Source organism: Streptomyces sp. NBC_01451 (assembly GCF_036227485.1).
GTDB lineage: Bacteria > Actinomycetota > Actinomycetes > Streptomycetales > Streptomycetaceae > Streptomyces.
In genome coordinates, this window is the sequence record NZ_CP109479.1 from 5,822,451 (window position 1) to 5,848,844 (window position 26,394).

The 26,394-nt window shown below is 68.9% G+C and carries 29 protein-coding genes; 23 read left to right on the top strand and 6 right to left on the bottom strand.

What is annotated here, in order from left to right:
• Window positions 1-41 precede the first annotated feature (41 nt).
• The 10 genes from OG595_RS25480 to OG595_RS25525 all read left to right on the top strand — a co-directional run bounded on the left by OG595_RS25480 (window position 42) and on the right by OG595_RS25525 (window position 8,059).
• Window positions 42-809 carry a hypothetical protein gene (locus tag OG595_RS25480; protein WP_329275840.1) on the top strand — a complete coding sequence of 256 codons (768 nt, stop codon included), beginning with the start codon at window positions 42-44 and terminating at the stop codon, window positions 807-809.
• A gap of 441 nt (window positions 810-1,250) precedes the next feature.
• The gene (locus tag OG595_RS25485) at window positions 1,251-1,982 is read left to right on the top strand and encodes a hypothetical protein (RefSeq protein WP_329275842.1); all 732 of its coding nucleotides are present in this window, start codon (window positions 1,251-1,253) and stop codon (window positions 1,980-1,982) included.
• 16 nt (window positions 1,983-1,998) lie between these two features.
• Window positions 1,999-2,910 (top strand): hypothetical protein, encoded by a 912-nt coding sequence (locus OG595_RS25490; RefSeq protein ID WP_329275845.1) that lies wholly within the window; start codon window positions 1,999-2,001, stop codon window positions 2,908-2,910.
• Window positions 2,907-4,217: a CpaF family protein gene (locus OG595_RS25495; RefSeq protein WP_329275847.1), complete on the top strand. Its 1,311-nt coding sequence runs from the start codon at window positions 2,907-2,909 to the stop codon at window positions 4,215-4,217. Before OG595_RS25490 ends, OG595_RS25495 begins: the two co-directional genes overlap by 4 nt.
• A gap of 84 nt (window positions 4,218-4,301) precedes the next feature.
• Complete coding sequence (locus tag OG595_RS25500) at window positions 4,302-5,261, top strand: type II secretion system F family protein (RefSeq protein WP_329283188.1); 960 nt, start codon at window positions 4,302-4,304, stop codon at window positions 5,259-5,261.
• Window positions 5,258-6,181 carry a type II secretion system F family protein gene (locus OG595_RS25505; RefSeq protein WP_329275849.1) on the top strand — a complete coding sequence of 308 codons (924 nt, stop codon included), beginning with the start codon at window positions 5,258-5,260 and terminating at the stop codon, window positions 6,179-6,181. The genes OG595_RS25500 and OG595_RS25505 overlap by 4 nt, the downstream gene beginning before the upstream one ends.
• A gap of 88 nt (window positions 6,182-6,269) precedes the next feature.
• The gene (locus OG595_RS25510; RefSeq protein WP_329283191.1) at window positions 6,270-6,521 is read left to right on the top strand and encodes a hypothetical protein; all 252 of its coding nucleotides are present in this window, start codon (window positions 6,270-6,272) and stop codon (window positions 6,519-6,521) included.
• 49 nt (window positions 6,522-6,570) lie between these two features.
• On the top strand, window positions 6,571-7,104 hold the full coding sequence (locus OG595_RS25515; protein WP_443073141.1) for a TadE family protein: 534 nt from the start codon (window positions 6,571-6,573) through the stop codon (window positions 7,102-7,104).
• Window positions 7,104-7,523 (top strand): TadE/TadG family type IV pilus assembly protein, encoded by a 420-nt coding sequence (locus tag OG595_RS25520; protein ID WP_329275853.1) that lies wholly within the window; start codon window positions 7,104-7,106, stop codon window positions 7,521-7,523. The genes OG595_RS25515 and OG595_RS25520 overlap by 1 nt, the downstream gene beginning before the upstream one ends.
• 71 nt (window positions 7,524-7,594) lie before the next feature.
• Window positions 7,595-8,059, top strand: a complete 465-nt coding sequence (locus tag OG595_RS25525; protein WP_329283193.1) for a TadE/TadG family type IV pilus assembly protein — start codon at window positions 7,595-7,597, stop codon at window positions 8,057-8,059.
• Window positions 8,060-8,080: 21 nt separating this feature from the next.
• Here the strand turns inward: OG595_RS25525 and OG595_RS25530 are convergent, their stop codons facing one another.
• Complete coding sequence (locus OG595_RS25530; protein WP_329275856.1) at window positions 8,081-8,434, bottom strand: hypothetical protein; 354 nt, start codon at window positions 8,432-8,434, stop codon at window positions 8,081-8,083.
• Window positions 8,435-8,565: 131 nt separating this feature from the next.
• Here OG595_RS25530 and OG595_RS25535 point away from each other — a divergent pair, with 131 nt between their 5' ends.
• From OG595_RS25535 to OG595_RS25545, 3 genes are all read left to right on the top strand, one after another.
• Window positions 8,566-9,213, top strand: a complete 648-nt coding sequence (locus OG595_RS25535; protein ID WP_329275858.1) for a hypothetical protein — start codon at window positions 8,566-8,568, stop codon at window positions 9,211-9,213.
• 70 nt (window positions 9,214-9,283) lie between these two features.
• A complete protein-coding gene (locus OG595_RS25540; RefSeq protein WP_329275860.1) occupies window positions 9,284-9,520 on the top strand; it encodes a hypothetical protein in 237 nt (78 codons plus the stop codon).
• A 94-nt stretch (window positions 9,521-9,614) separates the two neighbouring features.
• Window positions 9,615-10,181, top strand: coding sequence for a hypothetical protein (locus OG595_RS25545; RefSeq protein WP_329275863.1), 567 nt, complete (start codon window positions 9,615-9,617; stop codon window positions 10,179-10,181).
• Between the two features lie 241 nt (window positions 10,182-10,422).
• Here the strand turns inward: OG595_RS25545 and OG595_RS25550 are convergent, their stop codons facing one another.
• Together OG595_RS25550 and OG595_RS25555 are read right to left on the bottom strand one after the other, a co-directional pair.
• On the bottom strand, window positions 10,423-10,626 hold the full coding sequence (locus OG595_RS25550) for a DUF397 domain-containing protein (protein WP_329275866.1): 204 nt from the start codon (window positions 10,624-10,626) through the stop codon (window positions 10,423-10,425).
• A 10-nt stretch (window positions 10,627-10,636) separates the two neighbouring features.
• On the bottom strand, window positions 10,637-11,488 hold the full coding sequence (locus OG595_RS25555; RefSeq protein ID WP_329275868.1) for a helix-turn-helix domain-containing protein: 852 nt from the start codon (window positions 11,486-11,488) through the stop codon (window positions 10,637-10,639).
• 234 nt (window positions 11,489-11,722) lie between these two features.
• Between OG595_RS25555 and OG595_RS25560 the strand changes: the two genes are divergently transcribed.
• From OG595_RS25560 to OG595_RS25585, 6 genes are all read left to right on the top strand, one after another.
• Complete coding sequence (locus OG595_RS25560; RefSeq protein ID WP_329275872.1) at window positions 11,723-12,169, top strand: ATP-binding protein; 447 nt, start codon at window positions 11,723-11,725, stop codon at window positions 12,167-12,169.
• A 280-nt stretch (window positions 12,170-12,449) separates the two neighbouring features.
• Window positions 12,450-12,617: a hypothetical protein gene (locus OG595_RS25565; protein WP_329275875.1), complete on the top strand. Its 168-nt coding sequence runs from the start codon at window positions 12,450-12,452 to the stop codon at window positions 12,615-12,617.
• Between the two features lie 165 nt (window positions 12,618-12,782).
• Window positions 12,783-15,851: a BTAD domain-containing putative transcriptional regulator gene (locus OG595_RS25570; RefSeq protein ID WP_329275877.1), complete on the top strand. Its 3,069-nt coding sequence runs from the start codon at window positions 12,783-12,785 to the stop codon at window positions 15,849-15,851.
• Between the two features lie 10 nt (window positions 15,852-15,861).
• Window positions 15,862-16,698: a prepilin peptidase gene (locus OG595_RS25575; RefSeq protein ID WP_329275881.1), complete on the top strand. Its 837-nt coding sequence runs from the start codon at window positions 15,862-15,864 to the stop codon at window positions 16,696-16,698.
• Window positions 16,699-16,810: 112 nt separating this feature from the next.
• Window positions 16,811-18,004, top strand: a complete 1,194-nt coding sequence (mqnC, locus tag OG595_RS25580; RefSeq protein ID WP_329275883.1) for a cyclic dehypoxanthinyl futalosine synthase — start codon at window positions 16,811-16,813, stop codon at window positions 18,002-18,004.
• A 35-nt stretch (window positions 18,005-18,039) separates the two neighbouring features.
• The gene (locus OG595_RS25585) at window positions 18,040-18,486 is read left to right on the top strand and encodes an imidazolonepropionase-like domain-containing protein (RefSeq protein WP_329275885.1); all 447 of its coding nucleotides are present in this window, start codon (window positions 18,040-18,042) and stop codon (window positions 18,484-18,486) included.
• A gap of 115 nt (window positions 18,487-18,601) precedes the next feature.
• Here the strand turns inward: OG595_RS25585 and OG595_RS25590 are convergent, their stop codons facing one another.
• A complete protein-coding gene (locus OG595_RS25590; RefSeq protein WP_329275887.1) occupies window positions 18,602-19,660 on the bottom strand; it encodes a chitinase in 1,059 nt (352 codons plus the stop codon).
• Between the two features lie 365 nt (window positions 19,661-20,025).
• Between OG595_RS25590 and OG595_RS25595 the strand changes: the two genes are divergently transcribed.
• From OG595_RS25595 to OG595_RS25610, 4 genes are all read left to right on the top strand, one after another.
• Window positions 20,026-20,499, top strand: a complete 474-nt coding sequence (locus OG595_RS25595) for a hypothetical protein (RefSeq protein ID WP_329275890.1) — start codon at window positions 20,026-20,028, stop codon at window positions 20,497-20,499.
• Between the two features lie 17 nt (window positions 20,500-20,516).
• Window positions 20,517-22,958, top strand: a complete 2,442-nt coding sequence (locus OG595_RS25600; protein ID WP_329275892.1) for a bifunctional polysaccharide deacetylase/glycosyltransferase family 2 protein — start codon at window positions 20,517-20,519, stop codon at window positions 22,956-22,958.
• Window positions 22,958-24,391, top strand: coding sequence for an acyltransferase family protein (locus tag OG595_RS25605; RefSeq protein WP_329275894.1), 1,434 nt, complete (start codon window positions 22,958-22,960; stop codon window positions 24,389-24,391). Before OG595_RS25600 ends, OG595_RS25605 begins: the two co-directional genes overlap by 1 nt.
• A gap of 104 nt (window positions 24,392-24,495) precedes the next feature.
• Window positions 24,496-25,191, top strand: coding sequence for a demethylmenaquinone methyltransferase (locus OG595_RS25610; protein ID WP_329275896.1), 696 nt, complete (start codon window positions 24,496-24,498; stop codon window positions 25,189-25,191).
• A gap of 123 nt (window positions 25,192-25,314) precedes the next feature.
• Here OG595_RS25610 and OG595_RS25615 read toward each other — a convergent pair whose 3' ends face one another.
• Window positions 25,315-25,653: a PASTA domain-containing protein gene (locus tag OG595_RS25615; RefSeq protein ID WP_329275899.1), complete on the bottom strand. Its 339-nt coding sequence runs from the start codon at window positions 25,651-25,653 to the stop codon at window positions 25,315-25,317.
• 138 nt (window positions 25,654-25,791) lie between these two features.
• Complete coding sequence (locus OG595_RS25620) at window positions 25,792-26,298, bottom strand: GNAT family N-acetyltransferase (RefSeq protein WP_329275902.1); 507 nt, start codon at window positions 26,296-26,298, stop codon at window positions 25,792-25,794.
• Window positions 26,299-26,394 lie beyond the last annotated feature (96 nt).

Below are 26,394 nucleotides of genomic sequence, written 5' to 3' on the forward strand. Positions count from 1 at the left end.
CCCCTGACCTCGGAGTCCTCGAAGCACACCTGGAAGGAACCATGGATCTACAGGCCACCATCGCCGGTTTCCGCAATGTCGCTCCCCTCGATGGCCTGGACGGGGCATGGCGGTGGAGTCTCAACCCGGTCCTGCACTTCGCGGGAGCTCTGACCGACGACGGAAAGCGGCTCCTCCAGACCAACCAGCGCGGCAAGCACGACGAGGGGCTCGCCCGTGAGGTGCTGTCCTTCGCCCGCGCCCACGAGCGGGAGCTCACGGAGACAGGGCGGTTCCTCGGCTTCGTGGAGGGCCTGCGGGTACCCGGATTCGAGTTCGACGCCGTCGCGGCGGCCGTCCCCGAGGTCCACGGACATCACAAGGCGCAGAATCCCGACCTCACGGCGGTGACGTACATCGTCTTTCCCGCGTACGCCTGCGAGTTCTCCGGCAGTGAGACGCTCGCCGAAGCGGAGGCCAGGTACACGAAAATGCTCCGCCCCGCCGAAATCGGGCGGGAACCGGTGCCGTTCGTGAAGATGAGCTTCGACAATCCCCGTACCGGCGGCGGAAGCAACAATCCCGGGCGCGCCTTGACGTACCCGCGGATCGTCCGCCAGGAGATTCCCGAGCTGGCGAACTCCGCGGGCGGATTCGTGGAGTTCGAGAACCGCTTGGGCAAGGTCTGGCGGGTGGAGTGGGACGGCGGCTGGACCGTGTCCGGAGAACAGCCCGGAACGCGGTCCGGAGCACAGGGGCGGCGTGAGATGAGCCTGGACGAGGTCCTGGAGCTCTTCGAGGGAGCGCTGTGTGAGGGCACGCCTCGGTAACGGACGTCCCTCGTACGACGGAACCGGACCGTGCGCCATCGCGTGAGCGAATCGTGCAGGCCTCATGGGAGACCGGTGACGAAGGCGGGGGAGGTGGCCCGGGCCGTCCGGCCCGCGGATGTCGGGTCGGCAACGGATTCGCGGGTGCACAGCGGGTGTCGTATCCGCATCGCTTTGTCCAACGGGGAACCGTACGGCCGAAGTTGCACGTGAATAACGTTGTGCCCCGGGCTGTTCACGATCCAGAACGCGCCTTGAGGGGCTTATGTACGGCTGATACGGTGCCATGGCTTGACACTCACTCCAGCGCTGGCTAATTGGCCGGATCGAGCGGTACGTCCAGCAATGGCGTATCGCGTGCATCGCGCACGTCGAGAGTGAAGTGTCCTATTTGGCACTGAAATTGGCAGAATTTTTCTTGGGTGTACGGGGAGCTGTTGCGTGAAGATCCAAGAGCGTACGGGTGCGGGCGGCGGCCGTTCCTCGGTACCCGCTCAGCCGATGTCCGGTGAGCGGCTCCCGACGCCGCCTCGCGAGCGCAAACCGGCTCTTGCCGCTCTCGCGGTGCTGCTGATCCTCGTCGGTGCGCTGGGTGCGACGATGCTGGTGCTGCGGGCGGGGGACCGGATCGAGGTCGTCAAGGTGACCGCCGAGATCCCGGCCGGGGGGTCTGTCACCAAGGCCAACACGACGCCCGTCATGGTCGCGGCCGATACTGGCATCAACTATGTCGAGTGGACCAAGCTGGACACCCTCAAAACCCTCAAGGCCAGGTCCACGATCTACGCGGACACCGTCGTCATGGGGCAGATGTTCGGCTCCGACGAGGGTGTCGCCGCCGGGCAGGCCATCGTCGGGCTCTCCCTCAAGGAGGGGCAGTATCCGAGCGGCCTCAAGCAGGGTGACCTCGTCGCCGCCTACCGCGTCACCTCCAACGGCACCGGGACCGGCTCCAGTACGGGTTCCAGCGGCTCCTCGTCGTCCGGCGCCGGCACGAGTCTGATCGTGGACAAGGCCAAGGTCACCAACGACGTGAAGCAGTCCAAGGACAGTGAAGTCATAAGCAGCACCAACCTGCCCGTCACCCTCACCGTCGACAGCACCAAGGCCGCCGAGCTGGCTCAGGCCGCTGCCGCCGGACAAGTGGCTCTCGTGCTCATCCCCAGTAGCTGAAGGCGGCCCCGGAACCATGGCGCTCATCGTTCTCGCCGCCGACAAGGGTTCACCAGGTGTGACCACCGCGGCCGTCGCGCTCGCGGCGGTCTGGCCCCGGCGGGCGCTGCTCGCCGAGACCGACCCGGCCGGCGGTGACCTCGTCTACCGCAGTGCCGCCGCGCACGGCGGGATGCTCAACCCCAACACCGGCATGCTGTCCATCGCCGCGACCGCGCGACGCGGGCTCGTTCCCGATCAGCTCTGGGACCACGTACAGCCGTTGAGCGGCGGGCTCGAAGTGCTCGTCGGGCTGGGCATCGCCGAACAGGCCGCCGGGCTCGCCGGGCTCTGGCCCACCCTCGGCAGTGCCTTCGCGCAGCTCGGTGACTCCCCGAACGCGCCCGCCGACGTCATCGCCGACTGCGGACGCATCAGCGGGGACACGCCTGTCGTCGACCTGTTCCCGCATGCCGCGCTCGTGCTGCTCATCTCGCGTACCGAGCCCGAGGCCATCGCCCGGGTACGGGATCGCGCCGCCGCTCTCTCCACCAAGCTGCACGGTGGTCCGCGCGGCGCCGCCAGTCTCGCCACGCCCCTCATCGGGGTCGTCCTCATCGCCGATCCGAACAACTCGGGCAAGTTGGTCAACCAGGTCAACGACATGCTCGTACACGCGCAGACGGGTGCCCGGGTCGTCGGGACGCTCGCCGAAGACCCCGCCGGGGCCGAGCAGTTGGCCGGGCGCAAGCGCGGGCGGCTCGACAAGTCGATGCTCATCCGGTCGGCCCGCAAGGTGACTTCGGACCTGTATCAGCAGTACGGCGCCGCATGGACCGTACCCAGCCAGGTGCAGCAGCAGGCCGCTGGTCGGATGCCCGGTCAGATGCCAGGTCAGCAGCCGGGCCAGCAGACCGGGTACTCCGGCCATGCCGGAGCCGGCCGATGACCGCTGTCGACCACTCGCTGGTCAAGCGGTTCCGGCAGGAAGCCGGTGACCGGATCTCCGAGCAGCGTCGGCTCGACCAGGTCTCCAACGTCACGCCGATGTCCGGTGAGGACGAGCGGCAGTACGCGCGGGCCGTCATCGCCCAGATCCTTGAGGACCACGCCCGGACGGAGATCAACGCCGGGCGTACGCCACTGGATGCCGAGACCGAGGAGCAGTACGCGGCCGCCGTGCACGCCGCGCTGTTCGGCGTCGGGCGGCTGCAGCCGCTGCTCGACAACGTCGACGTCGAGAACATCGACATCAACGGGTACGACCAGGTCTTCGTCGGGTATTCGGACGGACGCGAGGTCGCCGGTGACCCGGTGGCGGAGTCCGACGAGGAGCTCATCGAGCTCATTCAGGTGCTCGGCGCCTACTCCGGGCTCTCCTCCCGGCCCTTCGACTCCGCCAATCCGCAGCTCGACCTGCGGCTGCCGGACGGGTCCCGACTGTCCGCCGTCATGGATGTGACCCGGCGCCCCGCGCTCTCCATCCGTCGCGCGCGCATGGGGAAGGTCTTCATCTCCGATCTTGTTGGCAACGGCACCGTGACTCCGGAAGTCGCGCACTTCATGGCCTGTGCCGTGCGCGCCCGGAAGAACATCATGATCGCGGGCGCCACCAACGCCGGTAAGACGACGCTGCTTCGGGCCCTCGCCAACGAGATCCCGCCGCACGAACGCCTCATCACCGTCGAACGTGCGCTGGAGCTGGGCCTCGACCAGTTTCCCGAACTCCACCCCAACGTCGTGGCGTTCGAGGAGCGGCTGCCCAACTCCGAGGGCCAGGGCATGATTTCGATGGCCGAGCTGGTGCGGCGGTCGCTGCGTATGAACCCCTCGCGCGTCATCGTCGGTGAGGTGCTCGGCGACGAGATCGTGACGATGCTCAACGCGATGTCGCAGGGCAACGACGGCTCGCTCTCCACGATCCACGCGAACAGCTCGCACGAGGTCTTCAACCGTATTTCCACGTACGCGCTCCAGGCGAAGGAGCGGCTGCCCATCGAGGCCAGCCAGATGCTCGTCGCGGGCGCGGTGAACTTCGTCGTCTTCATCCAGCGGCGCAACAACTACCAGACGGGCGGCCGGCTCCAGCGCATGGTGACGTCGGTCCGCGAGGTCAACGGCGTGGACGGCCGCGTGCTGTCCAGCGAGGTCTTCGCCGAGACCCCGGACGGCCGCGTCGTGCCGCACGCGCCCCTCTCCTGCCTCGACGATCTGGTCGCGCACGGGTACCGGTTGCCCGGCGGGAACTGGGGGTGAGTGACCATGATCATGACGACAACTAGCGGCAACGCGTCGGCGTACGGGGACACGTACTCGGCGGCGGCCGGTTCGCTCGGCTCCATGGGCGGACTGTTCTCCATCGAGGTCCTGTACTCGCTCGGCGCCGGCATCGCCGTCGGCGGCGGGCTCGCGCTGCTCGCGGTCGCGATCCGCGGACTGCCGGTCAAGCCGGAACACGAGAAGCAGAAGGCCAGCGAGCGCGCGAACGAACTCATCCGGTTCGCGGGGCAGCGCGGCTCGCTCGCCGCCCTCGTCGGACTCGCCGTGCTGCTGCTCACGCGGTGGGCGGTGGCCGGCATCGCGGCCGGCGTTCTCGTCTTCTTCTGGGACCGGCTCTTCGGCGGCGCGGCGGAGGAACGGGCCGGAATGCGGCGCGTGGAGGCCCTCGCATCCTGGACGGAGTCGCTGCGCGACACGATCGCCGGTGCGGTCGGTCTGGAGCAGGCGATCCCGGCGTCGGCGCGCGCGGCGGCACCGGTACTGCGTCCGCACCTGGACGCGATGGTCGACCGGCTCCGCTCCCGCACCCCGCTCCCCGACGCGCTCCAGCAGCTCGCCGACGAGATCGACGACGCGTCCGCGGACATCATCGTCGCGGCGCTCATCCTCAACTCGCGGCTGCGCGGCCCGGGTCTGCGGCAGGTCCTGGGCGCTCTCGCGAAGTCGGCGCGCGAGGAGGTCGACATGCGGCAGCGCGTCATGGCGCAGCGGTCGTCAACTCGGCGGTCCGTACAGATCGTTGTGGTGGTGTCGGTGGGCTTCGTCCTCGGACTCGCCATCTTCAACCGGGAGTTCGTCGAGCCGTACGGAACGCCGATCGGACAGCTCGTCCTCGCGTGCGTCTGCGGCCTGTTCGCGCTCGGCTTCTGGTGGCTGCGGAAGCTGTCGACCATCGAGACACCCGAACGCTTCCTGGTACGGGACGACACGTCCGTGCGGTTCGTGCGGCCACCCCAGACGCCGGCTCAAGGGGCGCAAGGACAGCCGCCGTACGGTGCTGAAGAGGGGGTTCGTCGATGAACGACCTGACCATGCCGGTAGTGGTCGGCGCCACCCTGGGCCTCGGCATCTACGTCCTCGTACGGGCGTTGATGCCGTCGAAGCGGAGTGCGGTCTCGCAGGTCGCGCGCGTCGACGCGATGCGGGCGCGGGGAACGGCGTACGAGTCGGCCCATCGCACCCAGGACGCCGGCCGGATCGGCTCGTTCCAGGCCCAAGTGGGCGCCCGTGTCTCGGACTTCTACTTCCAGCAGGGCTGGGAGCAGCGCTCGTTGCGGGCCGACCTGGCCGTCCTGGACCGGAGTTGGGAGAACTTCCTCGCGACGAAGGTGCTGCTGGGCGCGGCCGGTCTGTTCTTCGGCCCGTTCCTCTTCGTCATCGTCCTGACGCTGGGCCTCGGCAGGAGCCCGGCCATCCCGGTCTGGATGGCACTGCTCTTCGCGCTGATCTTCTTCTTCCTGCCCGACCTGGAGGTACGCCGGGACGCGGCCGACAAGCGGCGCGACCTGCGGCGCGTGATCGGGGCGTATCTCGACCTGGTGTCGATGAGCCTGGCCGGCGGACGGGGTCTGCCCGAGGCGCTGATGGCGGCGGCGGAGGTGTCGGACGGCTGGGCCACCCAGCGCATCCGCAACGCCCTCGCGGACGCCCGTATCACCGGCACCAGCCAGTGGCAGGCGCTCGGTGCGCTGGGCGAGGAGCTGGGTGTCGAGGAACTCAAGGACCTCTCCGCCTCCCTCGCCCTCGTGGCGGACGACGGCGCGAAGGTTCGCGAGTCGCTCGCCTCCCGCGCGGAAACCATGCGGCACCGCGAACTGGCGGAGATCGAGGGCAGCGCGGGCGAGAAGTCGCAGTCGATGCTCGTGGCGCAACTGCTGCTGTGCGCAGGGTTCCTGGTGTTCCTGATCTATCCGGCGGCGATGCGCGTGTTCCAGGTCTAGCCGTTCCAGTACTGCCAACGGTCAATGCCCAATGCCCAATCCCCAATGCCAAAAGAATTGCTTGAGAGGACAACTCGCCATGAACGGTTTGAACGGGCGGAACTTCAGCACCGGGATCCCCGCAATGGACTTCCTGGTCACCTTCCTCCAGGGCCGCGTGCAGCGTGCCCGCTCCGGTGAACTGGACCGCGGCGCGTCCGCGGTCGAGTGGGTCATCATCTCCGCGGTCGTCGTGGCGATCGTCGGCGTGGTCGCCGCGATCATCAACACCGCGCTGAGCGACGGCGCCAACAAGGTCGGCGACTGCATCAAGGGCGCCAAGGCAAGCGGCACCTGCTGATCGCACGTACGGAAACGGGGTGTACGGGGTCGAGTTGACGGGGTTGCTCGTGGGTGGCACAGGCAGATGGGTACGCCGCAGGGTGGAGGCCGCACGGAAGTCGGCGTCCGCCCGCGGTGATGCCGGGGCGTCCGGCTCCGGCATGCCCGGTTCCGGTGCGACCGGCTCCCGAAGGTCCGGCTGCCGCACGTCCGACTCCGGCATGACCGCGATCGAGTTCGTGCTGCTGACACCCGTACTCTTCTTCATGATCTTCGCGACGGTGCAGTTCGCGCTGTACTTCTTCGCGGACCACGTCGCCCAGGCGGCTGCCCAGGCCGGTGCCCGCAAGGCCCGTGCCATGGCGCACGACCAGCCGGGCGCGTGGCGGGGCGAGGCGCAGGACGTGGTGGACAGCTACATCCGGCAACTGGGCCCGACCCTGGTCCTGTCCCCGGACGTGACGATGCTCCAGCCGGAGCAGAACACGGTGGGCGTGGAGATCACGGCACGGGTACCCACGGTCTTCCCGGGCTTCGACCTGACCGTACACGCGCAGTCGGTGGGTCCGGTGGAGCGGTTCGTGCAGGACGGGGTGAACTGATGAACCCGCCTTCCCGCGTGCGCGATTACGGCGACCGCGGCCTGTCCACCATCGAGGTGGTGATCCTCGCCCCGGTGATGATCATGTTCATCCTGGTGCTGGTGGCCTTCGGGCAACTGGTCGACGGGCGCGGGGCACTCGACGGGGCCGCGCGGGACGCGGCCCGGGCCGGGTCGATCCAGAAGGACCACGTGACGGCGATGGCGGAGGCCAGGAAGGCGGCCGAGGCCGACCTCACGGACGTCTGCTCGGGCCCGGTCACCGTGACCCAGACCAGCACGGGCTTCGAGCCCGACACCATCTTCTCGGTCGAGGTGAGCTGCGAGGTGCGGGGTCTGGCGATGCTCGGCCTGGACATCCCGACGACGCTGACGGCGACCTTCAGCTCACCGCTGGACCCGTTCCGGAGGACAGCGTGACGCTGAGACCGAGGGTGCCATCCGCCGTACGGGACTGGGTCGTACGGGACGGGGCCGTACGGGACTGGTTCGTGCGTGATCGGTCGGTTCGCGACTGGTCCGAGCACCGGCGTGCCCGCCTCGACGACCGGGGCTCGGGTGCGGGTGCGGTGATCATCTTCGCCCTTCTCTTCCTCTCCCTCTCGGCCTTCGTGATCGACGGCGGCATGTCCATCTCGAAGCGGGAACGGGCGGCGGACATCGCGGAACAGGCGGCGCGTTACGCCGCCCAGGACATCGACCTCGAAGCCCTCTACGGCAACGCGGCGGGCGGTGCCCCGATCAACTTCCAGAACTGCGACGCCCGCGTGAAGGCCTTCGCCCAGGAGATGGGTATGTCCGACGCGGACACGGGCGCGTCCCACTGCGTGGCGGCGAACGCCAACGAGGTGCGGGTCGAGGTGCAGTTGACGTACTCACCGGTGTTCACGGGGCTGTTCTACGGCGGGGACGTGACGGTACGGGGCGAGGCGGTGGCGGAGAACGAGGTGGGGTGAGGGGGGTGGGCAGCCCTCAGTTCACTGGGCGCCGCCGCTGTTGCCCTTGCCGCCACCACCCCGGGTGTCCTTGGTCGTCATCTTCTCGTTGACCTGCTTGGCGAGTTCGTCGTCCAGCTTCTTGAACTCGCGTACGACGGCGTCCGACATGTCGGCGAGGGCGTCGAGCTGCTGCGTGATGTCCTCGCGGCCGTCCTCCCAGTTGGACTCGAAGTCCTCCAGCGCGTCGTTCACGCTGCCGTCGCCGATGTCGTCCCTGTAGGACTCGAAGAGCTTCTTGGTGTGGTTCAGCCTGGTCTTGATGGAACGCAGCCGACTGCCGTACTCCTCCAGCTCAGTCAGCGGAAGCGTGAGGTCGGACTTGCCCTTGCCCATGTGTGAGTCCCCCAGGAGCGCCTCGTAGTCTGACCAACGTCTGATCGGCACCGTACAACGGAACGACGCAGGCACGGGAGATCGAGCGAACGAGCGAACCAGTGAACGAGTGAACGGGGTGGAGTGAGGACATGGCCCGCTACAGCGAAACGCAGACGGTCGAGCGAGGTGGGTTCCGGATCAAGGTGCCCGAGTCGTGGTGGGAGTTCGACGTACGCCCCGAGTCGCGCGACGACTCCATCCGGCGCATGGTCGACGAACGGGTGCGACAGCGAACCGAGTTGGCCCCGTACCGCGACACGTACACCGAGTTCCTGAAGAAGGCGGCGGCGGACGCGTGGAAGTCGGGCGCGCTGTACTGCGGTTGCATGGCGGAGAGCTTCGGCGGCGACACCCCGATCACCGGCTCGGTGACGGTCTCGATGGTCGGCGGCCGTGCGCAGGACGGCACACCGCTCTCGACCGATCCGGCGGTCATCGCGGGCCAGTTGGCGGTCAAGGAGGCGAAGAGGGAGGGCGACAGCTGGCGCAAGGTGACGACCGTCGACATCCCCGGTGTCGGCCCGGCGGCGCGTACGTACGGCGTCGAGGACATCGCCGTACCGGGCGACGAACTCGGCCGCACCATCCGCGCTGTGCTGATGCAGACGTTCATCCCGGTGCCGGGCCAGGAGGGCAAGGTGGCGCTGGTGGCGGGCAGCAGCCAGGTGCTGGACCTCGCGGAGTCGTTCTTCGACATCTTCGACGCGGTCACTTCGACGTTCCGGTTCGCCGAGTAGCCGCTTCGCATCGAACGACGAGCGATTCGCCCGCAGAGGCGGAAGGAACGCGCAGAAGTACACGCATCTCGTGCGCTACGAGATGGAGCCCGGTACCAGGGACGCGCTCATCGCAGCTGGTCGCGGCTCGGGCGACAACATCGCCGCCATCCGCGAATCGTTCGGCCTTCACCTGGACGAGAGCGGAGAGAGCACCGAGTTCGTGCATGTGAAGCCGGAGCGTGGCGGGTTGAACTTCGGCCTGCGTGAAGGACCGGCCGACGTGTTCAATTCGAGAATTCTGAGAATGACGCGCGAGCTGCTGTAACCCGACGAGCGTCGGAAGAACGGTGTCGGAGCAGAGCATGGGAACAAGGGGACAAGACGAATGTCAGATGACGCGACGGCCGACGACGTGACGAATGTCAGATGACGCGACGGCCGACGACGTGCTGACGCAGCGTGCGGACAGCATCATCGTCGGCCGTGGGTACGTGGGCCGGGAGAGAGCCGTTGAAGTGGCGGAGGCGGTGCCCGAGTCGCGCACCCGCATTCTCGACTGGCTACGGAAACTTTCCGCCGACGGAGACTGGCGGAGGCTCGAACGGCTCGCGGGAGTGGCGGTCCACCTGCACCCGGACGGGCTGGCCCCGATCCTGGTGTCGGCGCTCATCTCAGGCACGCCGGGCGTGAACGTGGAGGATCTGGTCGACATGCTCGGCGAGCTGCGGGCCCCCGAGGCGGTGGAGGCGATCAGCTCCCTCGTACAGGGACGGAAGGACTCCGACGGGCCCCTGTATGCGCTGTGCGTCAAGGGAATCCAGTCGCTCGCGGAGATCGGCACCCCTGAAGCGAACCGGTTCCTGAAGGGCATCGCCACGAGTGAGCCGAGCGCATGGCCCGCCCCCCTGAGGTGGCATGCGGCAGAGGAACTGGGCATCGAGGACGAGCTCGGGTTCGACGAGGACGAGATGCTCGGCGGGATGTAGGCCGCCCGTATCGCTTGTACGCCGCGTTGCGCTCGGAGGGGCCGGGCGGCTTTGCCGAGGACGCGATCCTGGACACCATGGCATTCGTGCCGTTCCGGGATCTGCCGCCGTGGTTCAAGTGGCGGGCAGTGGTTGTGACAGTGCGAGCCAAACCGGTGGGCTGGTGGTTACGGTCCGTCGAAGTGGCCCAGGACGCCCGGCGGGCGCTGCGCAGACGCCGCTCCTGAGCAGCGAACGGGAGTCAGGCGGCCGGGTGCGAGATGTGGGTCTTCAGCGTCTCGACGAACGCGCTGAAGGCGCCGGCCGGAAAGGTGAGGGTGCCGCGGGCGGGTTCCTTGGAATCGCGTACGGCGACTCGGATGCGCAGGTCGGCTATCTCCACGCAGGCGTTGCCCTCGGCGCCGCCGGAGAAGGTGGACTTCCGCCAGTTCAGGGCCTGGGTCATCGGGTGCGCCTCACAGTTCCTTCGACAGGCGGTGGATGAAATCCCTGGACGCTGTGGGGTCCAGCGTCGCCTCCTCCACCTTACGGAAAAGTGTTCGAAGCGTCCTCAGCTGAGGTTCCGCGTCGATGAACACCGTGTCAGTGGCACCTTCGCGTAGCCCGGTGTCGAGTTGGGGCACCGGACCGTCCATGTACATCATCGAGGCGCCGGCGCCGCCGAAGCCGTCCTGGTCGGTGGGGATGACGCGCACGGTCACATGTCCCTGCTCGATCTGGTCCAGGATCTGCCGGAGTTGAGCCCGGGAGACCTGACGGTCGGCCACCCGGGTGCGCAGGGCGAACTCGTGGATGATCGCCTCGTACGGGGTGGGGCTGTCGCCCTCGATGACAGTGTGGCGCCCCATGCGGAATTCCACTCGGGGCGTCAGCTCGCTCTCGGGCAGCTCCGGGCGCATGTACCCGAAGAGGGCTCGGGCGTAGTCCGGGGTCTGGAGGAGTCCGGGTACGTAGGTGATGAGGACTTCCCGCAGGCGCGTCGCGTGGTGCTCTGCCTCGGCCAGGTCCAGATTCACCGGGGGCAGGACCGCCCGGTACTCGTCCCACCAGCCTTGTGTGCGGTCGACGGCCATTGTCGCCAACGATTCGATCAACGCCTCGTTCGTGCAACCGTAGTGGGCGGCCAGGCGGCGGACGCGGTCCTTGCTGACGCCTGCGATGCCCGCCTCGACCTGACTCATCTGGGTCGAGGTCGAGTTGAGGAACGCCGCCACCTCGCGGGCTTTCAGCCCCGCGGCCTCGCGCAGCTTGCGCAGTTCTGTCCCCAGGCGCACTTGTCGCGCGGTGGGATGGCTCCTCGGCGGCACACGCTCTCCCGTTCTCAACGCTCGTGACATCACGCCACGTTCGGGTGTCAGGTTACGCCAACAGGTTGCGACGGAATAAATTCATGCCGTACCTTCAGTGATGCGACGCACACGCTGCGGAATCACCGGGACCCCGGAAGCGCACCGCACCGTCCTGCCATGACGGCTGCGGCACAGCCACCGCCCGCACTCCAGCGGCCAGCCAACTCCCCTCCCCGCCAACGGAGTTACCGCATGCCCGAAACTGAAGGAAACGCCCCCATCGCGAACGAGCCTGAACCCTGGGAATACGTCCTCCACATCCCGCACGATCTCCGCGCGGTGACCGTCTGCCGCCGCACCGTCCGGCTCATCCTCACGATGCACGGCCTGATCCGCCTCACCGACATCGCCGAACTCCTCGCCACCGAGCTGATCTCCAACGCCGTACGCCACACCAAGGGCCCCGTCGCCCTACGCCTACGGATGCGGGCCGGCGTACTACGCGTCGGAGCATGGGACGCCGACCCCGAACCACCCCAACCACCGCCCTCCGCAGAAGCATTGACACAACTCGCGCACCTGGAGGAGGGGCGCGGCATCGCCCTGGTCAGCTCCTGCGCCGACCTCTGGGGCTGGCAGCCACTGAGCAGAAGCGGCATCAAGGGCAAATACGTATGGGGTGATCTCGCCGCGGCGTAGCGCGTTGATCACGTCGGACAGGCAGGAGAGCTGATGGTCGGCTCGTCGTCCGACGTGCTGCATCGGATCCTCCAAAGGCATCCGGACGAAGCGGATCGGGAGTGATCTGAGGACGATCGACCCTGACGAGTCAGCCGGGAGCCCTGCGGGCGACCGGACGCCGTGGAAGCTGCCTCCGCACATCTGGCACGAATCGGCGCGCCGAGCGTGGCTGGAGGTCGCTGAGCTGGCATTCAGCGAGGGCTTCGAGGAGGGATTCCAGGCGAGCCTCACGCAGAGAGTGATCCTGCGCCTCTTCTACTGGCGAGGGATCGAGGTACCGGAATTCGTCCGCCAGAAGGTGCGCGCCAGCACGGATCTGCGCCAACTCCGAGTCTGGCGTGACCGCGCCTACGAAGTGAACGACCCGAAGGACCTGTTTGTTGATGACCAGACCGACCGAACCTGATCCGGTCGTCGGACGGCTGTGTACGGGGCGGCGGCAGCCCTGGGTGTCCGCCCCGATTCGGACTGGGCGCCACCGACCTCCACGCCCGAAATAGGTTCCCGATAGGCTCAGCACACCCCCATATCTCCCTCCCACCCCACACGACACGAACCCAGGACACCCGCCATGCCGCGACGCAGCACTTCAAGCCGGACGGGAAGCTCGTCGGGAGACCCGTCGGGGCCCCGGAACCGCACGCCGCAGCCGCTGCCGAGGCGGCGGCGCAGTTTCGGGGACTTCGTCAAGGCGTTCCTCGCGTTCGTCGCCCTCGCCGTGCTGCTCGTCGCGGTGCCCTACGCCCTCGCGGTGTACGTCGGCTGGCCGTTCCCGGACGGGATGCCGTCCCTGGACTGGCTTCAGGAAGAGATCACGGTCGACACGTTCCTCGGTGTCCTCGGGGTCGTCGTGTGGATCGCCTGGGCCCAGTTCACCGCGTGTGTGCTCGTCGAGGTGAAGGCCGCGCTGTCCGGGGTCGGGATGCCGGGGCGGGTGCCCGGGGCCGGGCCGAGCCAGCTGCTCGCGCGGCAACTCGTCGCCGCGCTGCTGCTCGTGGGTGCCACGGCGGCCTCCCTCACGCCGGGGCTCTCGCAGCTCGGGCACGGCATGGAGGGCAACCAGCAGGGCACCGTCGCCTCCGCCCAGGCCACGCCGGGCGGTTCGCTGAGCGGGATGTTCGCGCAGCAGCAGGAGCAGGCGGCCAGTACCGCCGCCGCGCTCGGTCAGCAGGCCGCGGATGCCGCCAGCCACGCGGAGGTCGGGGGACCGTCGGTCAAGGCCGAGGACACCAAGTACTACCGGATCCAGCCCCCCGAGGGCCGGCACCACGACTCCCTCTGGGAGATAGCGGAACGCCACCTCGGCGACGGGCGCCGGTACGGCGAGATCTACCAGCTGAACAAGGACCGTGTGCAGCCGGACGGTTCGCGGCTCTCCGAGGCCAGTCTGATCCGGCCCGGCTGGATCATGCAGATGCCCGGTGACGCCCGCGGCGGCGACCTCGTCGAGATGCCCAGCGCAGGCACGGGCACAGGCACAGGCACGGGCACAGGAGCGAGCGTCAGCGCTCCCGACGCCGGTTCCACCGTCTCCCCGCAGGTCGCGCAGCAGATCAACCAGTACGCGCAGACCGGCGACCACGCGCAGCAAGGCGGCGGTGGCCGACAGGGCGGCACCGCCTCCCTCGACACCAACACCACCCGCATCAGCCTTCCCAGGCAGCAGAGTCCCGCCGCGACTCCCGCCGTGGACCACGAGCGGCACGCCGCCGCGGAAACCAGCACCTCGGCCGAATCGTCCGACTCCGGCTTCTCCTTCGGCCTCCCCGAAGCCCTCGTCGGCGCCCCCCTCCTCGCCGCCGGTCTCCTCGGCGCCCTCGGCCGTCGGCGCCGGCAGGCCCTGTGGCAGTCGGCGCTCGGTGCGGTCGGCGGGCGGCGCGGTATGGAGCCGCCCACGCCGACCGGCGCCGCCGCCGCCGCCCAGGACGCGCTCCTCATCGGCGCCGACCCCGAGGGCGTACGCCTGCTCGACCGTTCGCTGCGCGGCCTCGCCGCCTCCCTCGCCGGGGAGTCCCGCCCGCTCCCCACCGTCTACGCCGCCTGGCTCAGCAACGGCGACCTGCACCTCCAGCTCGCCCAGCCCGCCGGGAAGCCCCCGGCCCCGTGGCAGCTCGGTCAGGACCAGACCTTCTGGCTGCTGTCCCGGACCGACGCCGAGCGGTACGAGGATGTCGACACCGCCGCTCCCTACCCGGGCCTCGTCAGCCTCGGGACCATGGACGAGTCGCGCCTGCTGCTCAACCTGGAGTCGGTGCCGGGCATCGTCTCGCTGAGCGGGAGCGAGTCCGACCGGGCCGCCGTATTCGCCTCCGTGGCCGCCGAGTTGGCCACCAACGGGTGGTCGGACCGCATGACCATCACCCTCGTCGGATTCGGCCAGGACCTCACCCCGCTCGCCCCCAACCGGCTGCGCCACCTCGACGACATCGAGGCCCTCGTCGAGACGATGGAGGCCGAGACCCGGCAGCGGCGCGGTGCGCTGGGCGCGGCCGGCCACGACTCCGTACTCACCGGACGCACCGGGCCCGCCCAGCACACCCGTTGGGCCCCGCACCTCGTCCTCCTCGCCGCCGAACCCTCCGCCGACGACGCCGTGAAACTCGCCGAACTCGCCGCCGACGCAAGCCGGTTGGGCATCGGATACCTCGTCGGCACCGAGAGCGGTGATCTGCCCGGCGCCGCCTGGGAGATGGAGATCACCAGCGAGGGCAAACTCCTCGCGCCCCTCCTCGGGCTCGAACTCGACGCCCAGGTACTGCCCGTTGCCCAACAGCGGGCGATCGTCGAGCTGTTCGTCGGCGCCGACCCCGACAACACTCCGGACGGGCCGACGACCACCCCGCCCTTCCTCGTCGACATCAGCGAGCAGGGGCGGCCGGCGGTGTACGCGCGGCTCGTGGGCCCGTACGAGATCATCGGCCTCGACACCCCGGAGGGGGAGCGCAGCCCGCTCCAGCACGAGGCGCTCGCACTGCTGTTGCTGCACCGCGAAGGTGTGCACCCGCGGGTACTGGCCTCCGCGCTCTGGCCGCGCGGTGTCACCGACGACGTACGCGAGGCGCTCCTCGACCGGCTGCGCGTCTGGCTCGGCACCGACCCCGACGGGACCCCCCGTCTCGCCACCGACGCCAACGGGCGGCTCACGCTCGCCAAGTCGGTCGTGTCCGACCTCGATGTGCTGCGCTCGCTCTACCACGAGGCCACGCAGGGCAAGGGCGTCGACAGCCGGGTCGTACGGGGCCGGCTCCTCACCGACGCGCTCGTGCTGGTGCGCGGGCCGCTGCTGGCCGACCGTCCCGAGGGCCGCTACGGCTGGCTCACGCACGAGATCATCGACGCCCAACTCCCGCTGCTGGTCGCGGACATCGGGCTCGCGCTGGCCGAGTTCCACCTGGTGAAGGACCGCGCCGAGCGGGCCATCGAGGCGCTCACCGCCGCACTCAACTCCGCTCCCGGCGACGAGCGGCTGTGGCACGAACTCCTGCGCGCCACGCACTCCACCGGCGACACGGACAAGCTCCACCAGGTCGCCGCCGACCTGATCCGCCGCAGCGGCGCACGCGGCCTGCCGCCCCGCACCGAGGCACTCCTCGACGAACTGCTGCCGACGTGGCGCGACGGCACAACGGCCGTGGGATGAGCGCTGCGGGATGAGCATCGACCAACTGCTCGTGGTGGTCGCCGCGTTGTGGGGCGCGGCGGCCGGGACGCTCGTACCCCGCGCCGCCTACCGGTTCTCCGTCCCGCCCGAGGAGCCCTGGCGGGACAGCTGTCCCCGGGGCCACCCCCTGGCCGGCCGTCCGGGCGGCTGGCTGGGCCCGGCCCGGTGCGCGACCTGCGCCGGTACGGGCGCCAAGGGGCAGCCGGACGCCGGGCACGTCGTGACAGCGAACGCGGCCGGCACCTCGTACGACGGAAGCCGGTCGTCCGGCGGAAGCGCGTCGTACGGGCCCAGCACCCCCCTCGTCGCCCTCGCCACCGCGCTCGTCTGTGCCGCGCTCGCCGCCGCGACCGGTACCCGCCCCGAGCTCGGGGCGTGGCTGCTGCTCGCGCCCGTCGGCGTGCTGCTCGCGGTCGTGGACTTCCGGGTGCAACGGCTGCCCGACCCGCTGACCCTGCCGCTGGCCGCCGCCGCCCTCGTTCTGCTGGGTGTGGCCGCGCTGCTGCCCGAGCACGCCGGCGACTGGCTCACCGCCCTGCTGGGCGCCCTGGTGCTCGGGGGCACGTACTTCGTGCTCTTCCTCATCAGCCCCGACGGCATGGGCTTCGGCGATGTGAAACTCGCCCTCGGGCTCGGGGCGGTCCTGGGCTGGTACGGCTGGGGGAGTGTCGTGCTCGGCACCTTCGCCGGATTCCTGTTCGGCGGGCTGTACGGGCTCGCGCTCGTCGTCGCGCGGCGCGCCGGTCGCCGTACGTCCATCCCGTTCGGGCCGTTCCTGATCGCGGGCGCGTTCGTCGGGCTGCTGATCGGGGCGTACGCGGCCTGACGCGAGGCGTGGCGGGACGCTGGCGTGAGGCGCGTCGGGACGCTGACGTAGGCTGGAACGGTCCGCCCCACGCCTTCCGAAGGGACGCCCGGTGACCGAGAACGCCGACCATATGTCGTTTGATGTCACAGCCGTCCTCGAACGCGCGGCGGCAGGTGGGCGGATCACCCCCGAAGAGGCGCTCCACCTCTACCGGGACGCCCCGCTGCACGCGCTCGGCTCGGCCGCCGACGCCGTACGCCGACGCCGTTACGCGGGCACGGAGCACATCGCGACGTACATCATCGAGCGCAACATCAACTACACGAACGTGTGCGTCACGGCGTGCAAGTTCTGCGCCTTCTACGCCGCCCCCAAGGACACGGCCAAGGGCTGGACCCGCGACCTCGACGACATCCTGCGCCGCTGCGCGGAGACCGTCGAACTCGGCGGTACGCAGATCATGTTCCAGGGCGGCCACCACCCGGACTACGGCGTCGAGTACTACGAGAAGCACTTCGCCGCGATCAAGGCCGAGTTCCCGCAGCTCGTCATCCACAGCCTGGGGGCGAGCGAGGTCGAGCACATGGCCCGGATCTCGAAGGTGTCGGTCGAGGAGGCGATCACCCGTATCCACGAGGCCGGTCTCGACTCCTTCGCCGGAGCCGGCGCGGAACTCCTCCCCGAGCGCCCCCGCAAGGCCATCGCGCCCCTCAAGGAGTCCGGCGAACGCTGGCTGGAGATCATGGAGACCGCGCACGGGCTGGGCGTCGAATCGACGTCCACCATGCTCATGGGCACCGGCGAGACCAACGCCGAGCGCATCGAGCACCTGCGGATGATCCGTGACGTACAGGACCGGACGGGCGGCTTCCGCGCCTTCATCCCGTACACCTACCAGCCCGAGAACAACCACCTCAAGGGCCGTACGCAGGCGACGATCTTCGAGTACCTGCGCATGATCGCCATCGCGCGTCTCTTCATGGACAACATCGCCCACATCCAGGGCTCGTGGCTCACCACGGGCAAGGAGGCCGGCCAGCTGTCCCTGCACTACGGCGCGGACGACCTCGGCTCGATCATGCTGGAGGAGAACGTCGTCTCCGCCGCGGGCGCCAAGCACCGCTCCAACCGTATGGAGATCATCGACCTGATCCGTCGGGCGGGCCGTGTCCCCGCCCAGCGGACCACGACGTACGAGCACATCGTCGTCCACGACGACCCGGCGAACGACCCGGTCGACGAGCGCGTCATGTCCCACATCTCGTCCACCGCGATCGAGGGCGGCACGGCCCACCCCGAGCTGAAGCTCCTCGCCAGCAACTGACCGACAGACCAACCGACCGACCAACTGGCTTTCCTGTGCTGACGATTCACGCCGCCGACGAGGTCCGGGTCGGCTGGGACGCGGAACCCCTGAAGGACGGTGCCGTCGCGGTCGACGGCAACCGGGTCGCCGCCGTGGGCCCGCTCACCGAGGTCGTGGAGCGGTTCCCGGGTGCCCGGATCCGGCGCTGGCCCGGTGTCCTGGGGCCCGGACTCGTCCACGAGGGTCCGCTCCCGGACGCCCCGACCCCGCGCGAACGCGTGCACGCCGTGCTGAAGACGGGCGCGGTGGCGGTGCTGGAGGAGCACGCCACCTCACCCGGCCTCCGATCGGCGGCGGCCCGTAACGACGTCGTCGTACTGACGCGGACACGGATTCCGGCGATCGCGGAGGGCGAGCGGGCGGACCTGGCGGTATTCGACGAGGGAGGGGCGTGCCTGGCGACGGTCTGCGCAGGACGCCTGGTCCACAGACGCCGGTGAGGTGAGGTGTCGCTTTTAAGGGGCGCGGGACTGTGACATTGTGCGGCTCCGCCGCGTGGGCGCGACCGGCCATCACCCACCCGCGCCTGACAAAACCACCGGTAGTCCCCATATCTCACCCCGAAAACGCCACCCCAAAAGCCCCCGCATCCTGAGAAACCCCACTGCAATTGGTCGCCGCGTCATCGGACGCCGCAACCCCGTCCTCACACTCCTGATCCCGGAATGTCGACCACATCGACACCCAGGCAATCCCTTTCTCCTCCGCGAATGCGCGCACCTCGGCCGCGTCCGCCAGGGAAAACGTCTCGTTGTCGACGTCATTCACACCGATCATCGACGTCAGGGCCATCCCCTGCCACGCCCCCTCCTCCGACAGCCCGAAGATGTCGGCGAGCTGATCGTGCGTCGCCGCGGCTGAGGTGAGCGCGTACTGGCCCATGTCGTCCTTGTACTCGCTGCCGTAGTTCATCGTCATGATGTTGACGGTGGACACCAGCACGGAGTTGTTGTTGGCCGAGTCGAGCAGGGCCACGCTGTCGTCGTCGAGGCCGGTCGGCATGACGGGCAGGGTGAAGGAGACGCTCAGGTCGGTGCGCTCCTTCTGCAGCAGGGCGATCGCCTTCGAACGCAGCTCGACGGAGTCCGAGTCGGTGAGCGTGTCGCCCTCGACGTCGAAGTCGGCCTCGGTCGAACCGGCCGCGTCCAGCGCGGCGCCGTAGGCCTTGGCCAGCGCGGACGCGCTGTCGCAGACTTCGGCCAGCTCCTTGCCGGAGGCGCCGCCGAAGGACACGCGCACCGAGCCGCCGGTCGCCGTGAGCTTCGCGATGCGGGACTTGACGGCCGAGTCGCCGATGGCCCTCGTACCGTTCCACTTCGGCGTACAGGTCGTACCGTCCGAGATCACGAACGCCAGGTTGTACGCCGTCGGTGAGCCCGCGCTGTCGTTGTCGTTCGCGTCGGTGGCGCTGACGTACGGGGCGAACTCGGTCGTCGAGGCGGCGCTCGCCGAAGGCGACGCGCTCGGCTCGGCCTGTGCGGAAGGGGTCTCGGACGCGGCGTCGGAGGCGTCGGAGCCGCTGCCCGTGTCGCTGTCCGAGCCGGCCGAGCACCCGGCGCAGGTCAGTGCCACCAGACATGTGAATCCGGCGGCCGACCTAAGGAAACGCCTCATCGCGCATGCACCCGCTCTCGTGATTTCTGTCTCAGTGATGTATCAGTAATGCCTGATGATGTCTGAGTGATATCTGTCTCAGGATGGAAACAAAGTGTGTTCCTGAAGTGGAACCGGAGTGGAAAGGTCTCACACGAGGCTGTCCTTCATGAGGACAGTGAGCACACAGCGGAACCATGGACAGCGCGACATGAAGAGTGCGAATGGGGCAAGCAAGCGGGACAATCGGCCCCTTTCCATCGGAGGCGGGTTGCGCAGGCTTCCGGGGAATCTCTCAGAAGATGCACAGGTTAAGGAATTTCTCATGGGCGTCTCACATGAGAACCAGAGTTTCGGTCACATAAAGCCCTCCTAATGTCCGGGGAATGCATTCCGAGCCTGACATCGAAAACCGTGCCGACGGCCGCGGCCGTCGCCGTAAGACCGGCAAGACGTCCAACGGGTCCAATGGGTCCAACGGATCCGCGGACGGTCCCGTGTTCGTCGACAACTCCGGCCGCCGGGCGAAACTGCTCCGCCGGTTCGGCACCTTCCTCGGTGTCGTCTGTCTTGGGTATGCCTTCGTGCTCGGCATGGCCTTCATGGGCTGGGGCACGTCGCTCACCCCGTCCTCGCTGCTGCCCTTCGGGGGCGGCGGCCCCGGCGGCAATCAGGGTCCGGGCAGCAACCAGCAGCCGCAGGGCGGCTTCGGAGCGGCCCCGTCCGGCGCTCCCACCGGCGCCGCCACCCGGCCCACCAGGCCCTCCGGCTCCCTGCCGACGGGCATCGCCACGGGCGAGCCGCCCGCTTCGGCACCGACCGCGACCGCCACCGCGTCCGCCTCCGCGGGCGCCAACTGACCGGAACGCAGCCACCCATGACTACGACGACCACCTCGCGCGGCCGCAGGCGCGCCCCCTCGAAGGTGCAGCGGGCCGCCGGCAAGGCCGCAGCGCTGCAGAAACCGCGAGTCATCCTCGCCATGCTGCTCCTGCTCGCGCTGACCAGCGTGATGCTGCTCGACGGCTATCTGCGCGCGGAGGTCGGCGGCGACCAGCGCGTACGCACCGGGGCCAGCTCCAGCGATGTCCCCGACAAGGTCATCAACGGCGGGCCGATCCTCAGCTTCCGCAACGGACAGGCCGTGATCCAGTCCGTGCCGGAGAAGACCATCGCCCTCACCTTCGACGACGGTCCGAACCCCACCTGGACGCCCCAGGTCCTGAAGATCCTGGAGGAGTACGACGTCCCCGGCACGTTCTTCGTGGTCGGCTCGATGGTGTCGCGCTACCCGAGCATCGTGAAGACGATGGTCGAAGAGGGCAACGAGATCGGCATCCACACCTTCACGCACGTCGACCTCTCCTACCAGAGCGACGCCCGCGTCAACCGCGAGATGCAGCAGACGCAGCTCGCGCTGGCGGGCGCGGCCGGCATCACGACGACGCTGTTCCGGGCGCCGTACTCGTCGGAGGCGGACGCCATCGACAACTACAGCTGGCCCGTCTACAAGAAGCTCGGTGAGGAGGGCTACACCAGCGTCTTCGTCGACACCGACAGCGACGACTGGAAGCGGCCCGGCGTCTCGAAGATCATCAAGTGGGCCACGCCGGAGGACGGCAAGGGCGCTTCGGTGCTCTTCCACGACGCCGGCGGCGAGCGCTCACAGACGATCAAGGCGCTGCCGACGTACATCAAGAAGATGAAGGCGGCGGGCTACACCTTCACCACCATCAGCGGCGCGATCCAGCAGCAGGCGTCGAGCGCGCAACAGACGGCCACCGGTACGGGTACGGGTGCCGGTACGGCGACCGGTACGGGTGCGGGCACCGCCGAGGGTCAGCAGCCCGGGGGCGCGCCGACCGGCCAGCAGGGCAACGGCCAGCAGGGCAACGGGCAACAGGGCAACGGTCAGTTCGGCAACGGGCAGGCGGGCACTGGTCAGTCAGGCACTGGACAGGCGGGCAACGGCCCCGGAGGCACGGGGACGTCGAGCCTCCAGGCCGCCCACCGCACCGCCACCGGCGCGACCCTCTACGAGGGCAAGGCCCTCATCGCCGCCGTCGCGGTCGCCGAATGGGCAGTACCGGGGCTGGCAACAGGGCTGGCGGTGGTCGGCTTCGCCGTCATGGGCCGGTTCGGGATGATGCTGATCCTCGCCCGCCGCCACTACCGGCAGCGCAACCGGAAACGCGGCAAGGGCGGGAAGTTCAGCTGGGGACCGACGGTCACCCGGCCGGTGACCGTGATCGTGCCCGCGTACAACGAGAAGGAGTGCATCGCCAACACCCTTGAGTCGCTGGCGAAGAGCACCCACCCGATCGAGATCATCGTCGTCGACGACGGCTCGGACGACAACACGTCCCAGATCGCCCGCGACGCCGCCTACTCCTTCGGCATGACGAACGTCCGGGTCATCCGCCAGGAGAACGCGGGCAAGCCGGCCGCCCTCAACAACGGTGTGCGCAGCGCCAGTTACGACATCGTCGTGATGATGGACGGCGACACCGTCTTCGAACCGGACGCCGTGCACCAGCTCGTCCAGCCCTTCGCCGACCCCGAGGTCGGCGCGGTCGCGGGCAACGCCAAGGTCGGCAACCGCAACACGATCATCGGCGCCTGGCAGCACATCGAGTACGTGATGGGCTTCAACCTCGACCGCCGCATGTACGACCTGCTGCGCTGCATGCCCACCATCCCCGGCGCGATCGGCGCGTTCCGCCGCGACGCGGTCCTTGAGGTCGGCGGCATGAGCGAGGACACGCTCGCCGAGGACACCGACATCACCATCGCGTTCCACCGTGCGGGCTGGCGGGTCGTCTACCAGGAGCACGCCAGGGCCTGGACGGAGGCGCCCGCCTCGCTCAAGCAGCTGTGGTCGCAGCGCTACCGCTGGTCCTACGGCACCATGCAGGCCCTCTGGAAGCACCGCAAGTCCCTGACGGACAAGGGACCTTCGGGCCGCTTCGGCCGCGTGGGCATGCCGTTGGTGGTCATCTTCCAGATCATCACGCCGGTCTTCGCCCCGCTGATCGACGTCTTCACGGCCTACTCGATGATCTTCATCGACTTCCAGGCCGCCCTGCTGGCGTGGCTCGCGGTCCTGGGCATCCAACTCGTCTGCGCCGCCTACGCGTTCCGCCTGGACCGCGAGAAGTACCGCTACCTGCTGATGATGCCGCTCCAGCAACTCGCCTACCGCCAGATGATGTACCTCGTCCTCATCCACTCATGCATCACCGCTCTCACCGGCGGTCGCCTGCGCTGGCAGAAACTGAAGCGCACGGGCGAGGTCGGCACCCCGGCGGGGGCAAGCTGATGAGCTGGGGGACGGATCAGCAGGGCTACGGCCAGAACTACGGCCAGAACTACGGCCAGAACCATGGCCATGGCAACGACTACGGGTACGGATACGGATACGGGCAACAGCCGTATCCGCAGGAGCCGTACCCCCAGCAGTACGCCGAACAAGGCCAGGTCGGCTACGGCCAGGTCGGCTACGGGCAAGTCGGCTACGGGCAAGTCGGCTATGGCGAACAGGGGTACGTGACCCCCGACGTCGACGACACCAAGGAGACGGAACTTCCGGGGCCGGAACCTCTGGGACCGGAACTTCCGGAGACGGCTCTTCGCGAGTCCGCCCCGGAGACCACGCCCGAAGCCGAGCACGAAGCCGAACCTGGAGCCGAGCCCGGAGCCGGACCGAAGACACGGAAACCGGGGGGCCGCGACCGCTACTTCGACACCCTCCGGGCCGTCGCCCTCGTCCGCGTAGTGACCTACCACACCTTCGGCTGGGCCTGGGCCGGCATGGTGTTCCCCTCCATGGGGATCATGTTCGCCCTCGCCGGCACGCTGATGGCGAAGTCCCTGGAGCGCCCCGCCGTCAAGGTGATCAGGAGCCGGGTCCGCCGGCTCCTGCCGCCCTTCTGGTTCTGGGGCTTCTTCGTGGTCGTCGCGATGATGGTCCACGACTGGATGCCGGGCTGGCAGATCGTCTTCTGGGTCGTCCCGCTCGGCGACCCACCGGGCAACGCCTGGGGCCAGCAGGCCTGGGAGATCCTCTGGTACCTGCGCACCTACCTCTGGTTCGTCCTGCTGTCCCCGCTGCTCCTGAGGACGTTCCGGCTGGCCCCGGTGGCCGTACTGCTCCTCTCCCTGGCCCCGATCGTGGTGTTCCACTACCTCTGGGAGCCCCCGGACAACCGCTTCGGCAACGGCCTCACCGACCTGGCCACCTTCCTCTTCTGCTGGGTCCTCGGTTTCGCACACCGCGAGGGCGTCCTGCAACGCCTCAAGCCGGCGCTGGTGGTCCTCCTCTCCCTGGCCGCCATCGGCTTCGGCGGCTGGTACGCCTTCACCCACCAGGCCGAGACCGGTTCCTACGACCTCGACGACATCCCGCTCGCGCAGGCGTTCTGGTCGGCGGGTTTCGTGACGCTGCTGATGTACGCGAAGGCGCACTTCGAGATCGACTTCGCGGGGCTCACCCGCCACAAGCGGCTCGACCGGATCGTGACGATCTTCAACGCGCGCGCCGTCACGCTCTACCTCTGGCACGAGATCGCGCTGATCCTGGCCGTCCCGCTGATCGACCAGTTCTGGAACGTCCCCGCCTTCGAGAAGTACCTCCCGCTGGAGAGCCAGTGGTTCATGTTCGGCGTCGGCTGGATCCTGATCGCCGTGTTCATCGCGCTGTGCGGCTGGGTGGAGGACGTCGCCGCGAGGAAGAAGCCGAAACTGCTGCCGTAGGCGGCCGACCTACTGGTGCGGCGAGGGGCCGGGCGCTTCGGGTACGCCCGGCCCGCACCCGTGCCGCCGGGAGGCCATGACGTACGTACTGCCACAATGGGCACGTGACCCGCGCATCCCTGAACAAGCAGCCGCACGAAGTCGCCTCGATGTTCGACGACGTGGCGGAACGGTACGACCTCACGAACGACGTACTGTCGCTCGGCCAGGACCGCGTGTGGCGCAAGGAGGTCGCGAAGGCGGTCGACGCCCGCCCGGCGCAGAAGATCCTCGACCTGGCCGCCGGCACGGCCACGTCCTCCCTCCCCTTCGCCCGCACGGGTGCGTACGTCGTCCCCTGCGACTTCTCCCTCGGCATGCTCAGGGTCGGCAAGCGGAACCACCCCTGGCTGCCCTTCACGGCGGGCGACGCCACGAAGCTGCCCTTCAAGGACGACACCTTCGACGCGGTCACGATCTCCTTCGGGCTGCGCAACGTCCAGGACACGGGCGCCGCGCTGCGCGAGCTGTACCGGGTCACGCGCCCCGGCGGACGGGTCGTGATCTGCGAGTTCTCGCACCCGACCTGGGCGCCCTTCCGCACGGTGTACACGGAGTACCTGATGCGCGCCCTGCCCCCGGTCGCCCGCGCGGTCTCCTCGAACCCCGACGCGTACGTCTACCTCGCCGAGTCCATCCGCGCCTGGCCCGACCAGCCGGCCCTGGCCGAGCTGCTGCGCGAGGCGGGCTGGTCGAACACGGCCTGGCGCAACCTCACGGGCGGCGTCGTGGCACTGCACCGAGGCTTCAAGCAGCCGTAGTTGTCGCTGCCCGCTCCCTGCCGCCGGTTCCTGTTTCCTGGTTCCCAGTTCCCGGTAGGCCACCGGATCACTCGATCGTCTGGTCAGCAGGTCAGCAGGTCAGCAGGTCAGCAGGTCAGCAGGTCACCTGATCACCTCGAACGCGTCCCCGGGACGGTCCAGTTCGCGTTCCAGCCCGCCCCTGGGCGGCTTCGGCACCCGCGGCTCGCGCACCCCCGCGCCCCCGCCTCCCTCGCCCTCCCCGAAGTCGAACCACACGGTGACGACGGCGCCGCGCGGTATCGCCACGCCGGGCGGCGGATACTGCCGTACGACGTGGTCGACGAAGGTGAGCTGGAACTCGGGCCGGTCGGCGGCGGCCAGGAGCACCCCGTGTGCCCTGGCTCTCTCCCGTGCGTCCATGGCCATCAGGCCGACGAGCTTGGGTACGCGCACATCGGGTGCGTCGGGTGTTCTGTGCACAGACGTCACCCCCAGCGGTACGGGCAGAGTAACCCCGACCACGCACCGCCCGGAAGCTCTAAGTGTTTATCCGCGCCAAATTACTACCCTCTGTAACCGTCTGTGGTCGCAGACCAGGCCGATCACACACCGAGCCGCTCACAGATCAAGCCGGTAGCAGTGCCCTTCCTGCTTCAGTGTCGGCGTCGTGAAGACATCGGTGAGCCGCATGCCCAGCCGTCGGGTGACCGCGATGGACCGCTCGTTGCGGGCGTCGACCATCGCGACCACGCCGGACACACCCGCCGCGCGCACCCGCTCCAGGGTCAACCCGGCCGCCGCCGTGACGTACCCCTGCCCCCAGTGGGCCCGTCCGAGCCGCCAGCCGATCTCGATCTCGCCCTTGGGCCCCCAGTCCCGCGGCCACGGCTGGGCGCCCGTGAAGCCGATGACCTGGTCCGACTCGTCGAGCATGGTCCAGAAACAGAACCCGTGCTCGGCGTCGTGCCGACGCTGGCGGGCGGTCAGCTCCTCGTAGACGGACAGCTCCGCCGATCTGCCCCCGTGGAACTCCATGACGTCGGGGTCGTCGAAGACCCGGTGCCACGCGAAGGCGTCCTCGTCGGTGGGAACACGCAGGCGTACTACGGGGAGCGCTCGGTTCACGGGGCAGCCCTTCAGCCGGTGATCGGTACTGCTGAATAGACTGCCCATGTCCAGTGCCGGTCGGCACGCAGATTTGAGAGTCTTGGGGAGAACCCG

What these genes read in the sequence shown, in the direction of transcription:
- OG595_RS25495 (WP_329275847.1), top strand. Translation starts at nt 2,907, where the DNA reads ATGACCGCTGTCGACCACTCGCTGGTCAAGCGGTTCCGGCAGGAAGCC.
- OG595_RS25535 (WP_329275858.1), top strand. Translation starts at nt 8,566, where the DNA reads ATGGCCCGCTACAGCGAAACGCAGACGGTCGAGCGAGGTGGGTTCCGG.
- OG595_RS25570 (WP_329275877.1), top strand. Translation starts at nt 12,783, where the DNA reads ATGCCGCGACGCAGCACTTCAAGCCGGACGGGAAGCTCGTCGGGAGAC.
- OG595_RS25545 (WP_329275863.1), top strand. Translation starts at nt 9,615, where the DNA reads ATGTCAGATGACGCGACGGCCGACGACGTGCTGACGCAGCGTGCGGAC.
- OG595_RS25490 (WP_329275845.1), top strand. Translation starts at nt 1,999, where the DNA reads ATGGCGCTCATCGTTCTCGCCGCCGACAAGGGTTCACCAGGTGTGACC.
- OG595_RS25595 (WP_329275890.1), top strand. Translation starts at nt 20,026, where the DNA reads ATGCATTCCGAGCCTGACATCGAAAACCGTGCCGACGGCCGCGGCCGT.
- OG595_RS25520 (WP_329275853.1), top strand. Translation starts at nt 7,104, where the DNA reads ATGAACCCGCCTTCCCGCGTGCGCGATTACGGCGACCGCGGCCTGTCC.
- OG595_RS25600 (WP_329275892.1), top strand. Translation starts at nt 20,517, where the DNA reads ATGACTACGACGACCACCTCGCGCGGCCGCAGGCGCGCCCCCTCGAAG.
- mqnC (WP_329275883.1), top strand. Translation starts at nt 16,811, where the DNA reads ATGTCGTTTGATGTCACAGCCGTCCTCGAACGCGCGGCGGCAGGTGGG.
- OG595_RS25530 (WP_329275856.1), bottom strand. Translation starts at nt 8,434, where the DNA reads ATGGGCAAGGGCAAGTCCGACCTCACGCTTCCGCTGACTGAGCTGGAG.
- OG595_RS25480 (WP_329275840.1), top strand. Translation starts at nt 42, where the DNA reads ATGGATCTACAGGCCACCATCGCCGGTTTCCGCAATGTCGCTCCCCTC.
- OG595_RS25505 (WP_329275849.1), top strand. Translation starts at nt 5,258, where the DNA reads ATGAACGACCTGACCATGCCGGTAGTGGTCGGCGCCACCCTGGGCCTC.
- OG595_RS25550 (WP_329275866.1), bottom strand. Translation starts at nt 10,626, where the DNA reads ATGACCCAGGCCCTGAACTGGCGGAAGTCCACCTTCTCCGGCGGCGCC.
- OG595_RS25560 (WP_329275872.1), top strand. Translation starts at nt 11,723, where the DNA reads ATGCCCGAAACTGAAGGAAACGCCCCCATCGCGAACGAGCCTGAACCC.
- OG595_RS25590 (WP_329275887.1), bottom strand. Translation starts at nt 19,660, where the DNA reads ATGAGGCGTTTCCTTAGGTCGGCCGCCGGATTCACATGTCTGGTGGCA.
- OG595_RS25605 (WP_329275894.1), top strand. Translation starts at nt 22,958, where the DNA reads ATGAGCTGGGGGACGGATCAGCAGGGCTACGGCCAGAACTACGGCCAG.
- OG595_RS25500 (WP_329283188.1), top strand. Translation starts at nt 4,302, where the DNA reads ATGGGCGGACTGTTCTCCATCGAGGTCCTGTACTCGCTCGGCGCCGGC.
- OG595_RS25575 (WP_329275881.1), top strand. Translation starts at nt 15,862, where the DNA reads ATGAGCATCGACCAACTGCTCGTGGTGGTCGCCGCGTTGTGGGGCGCG.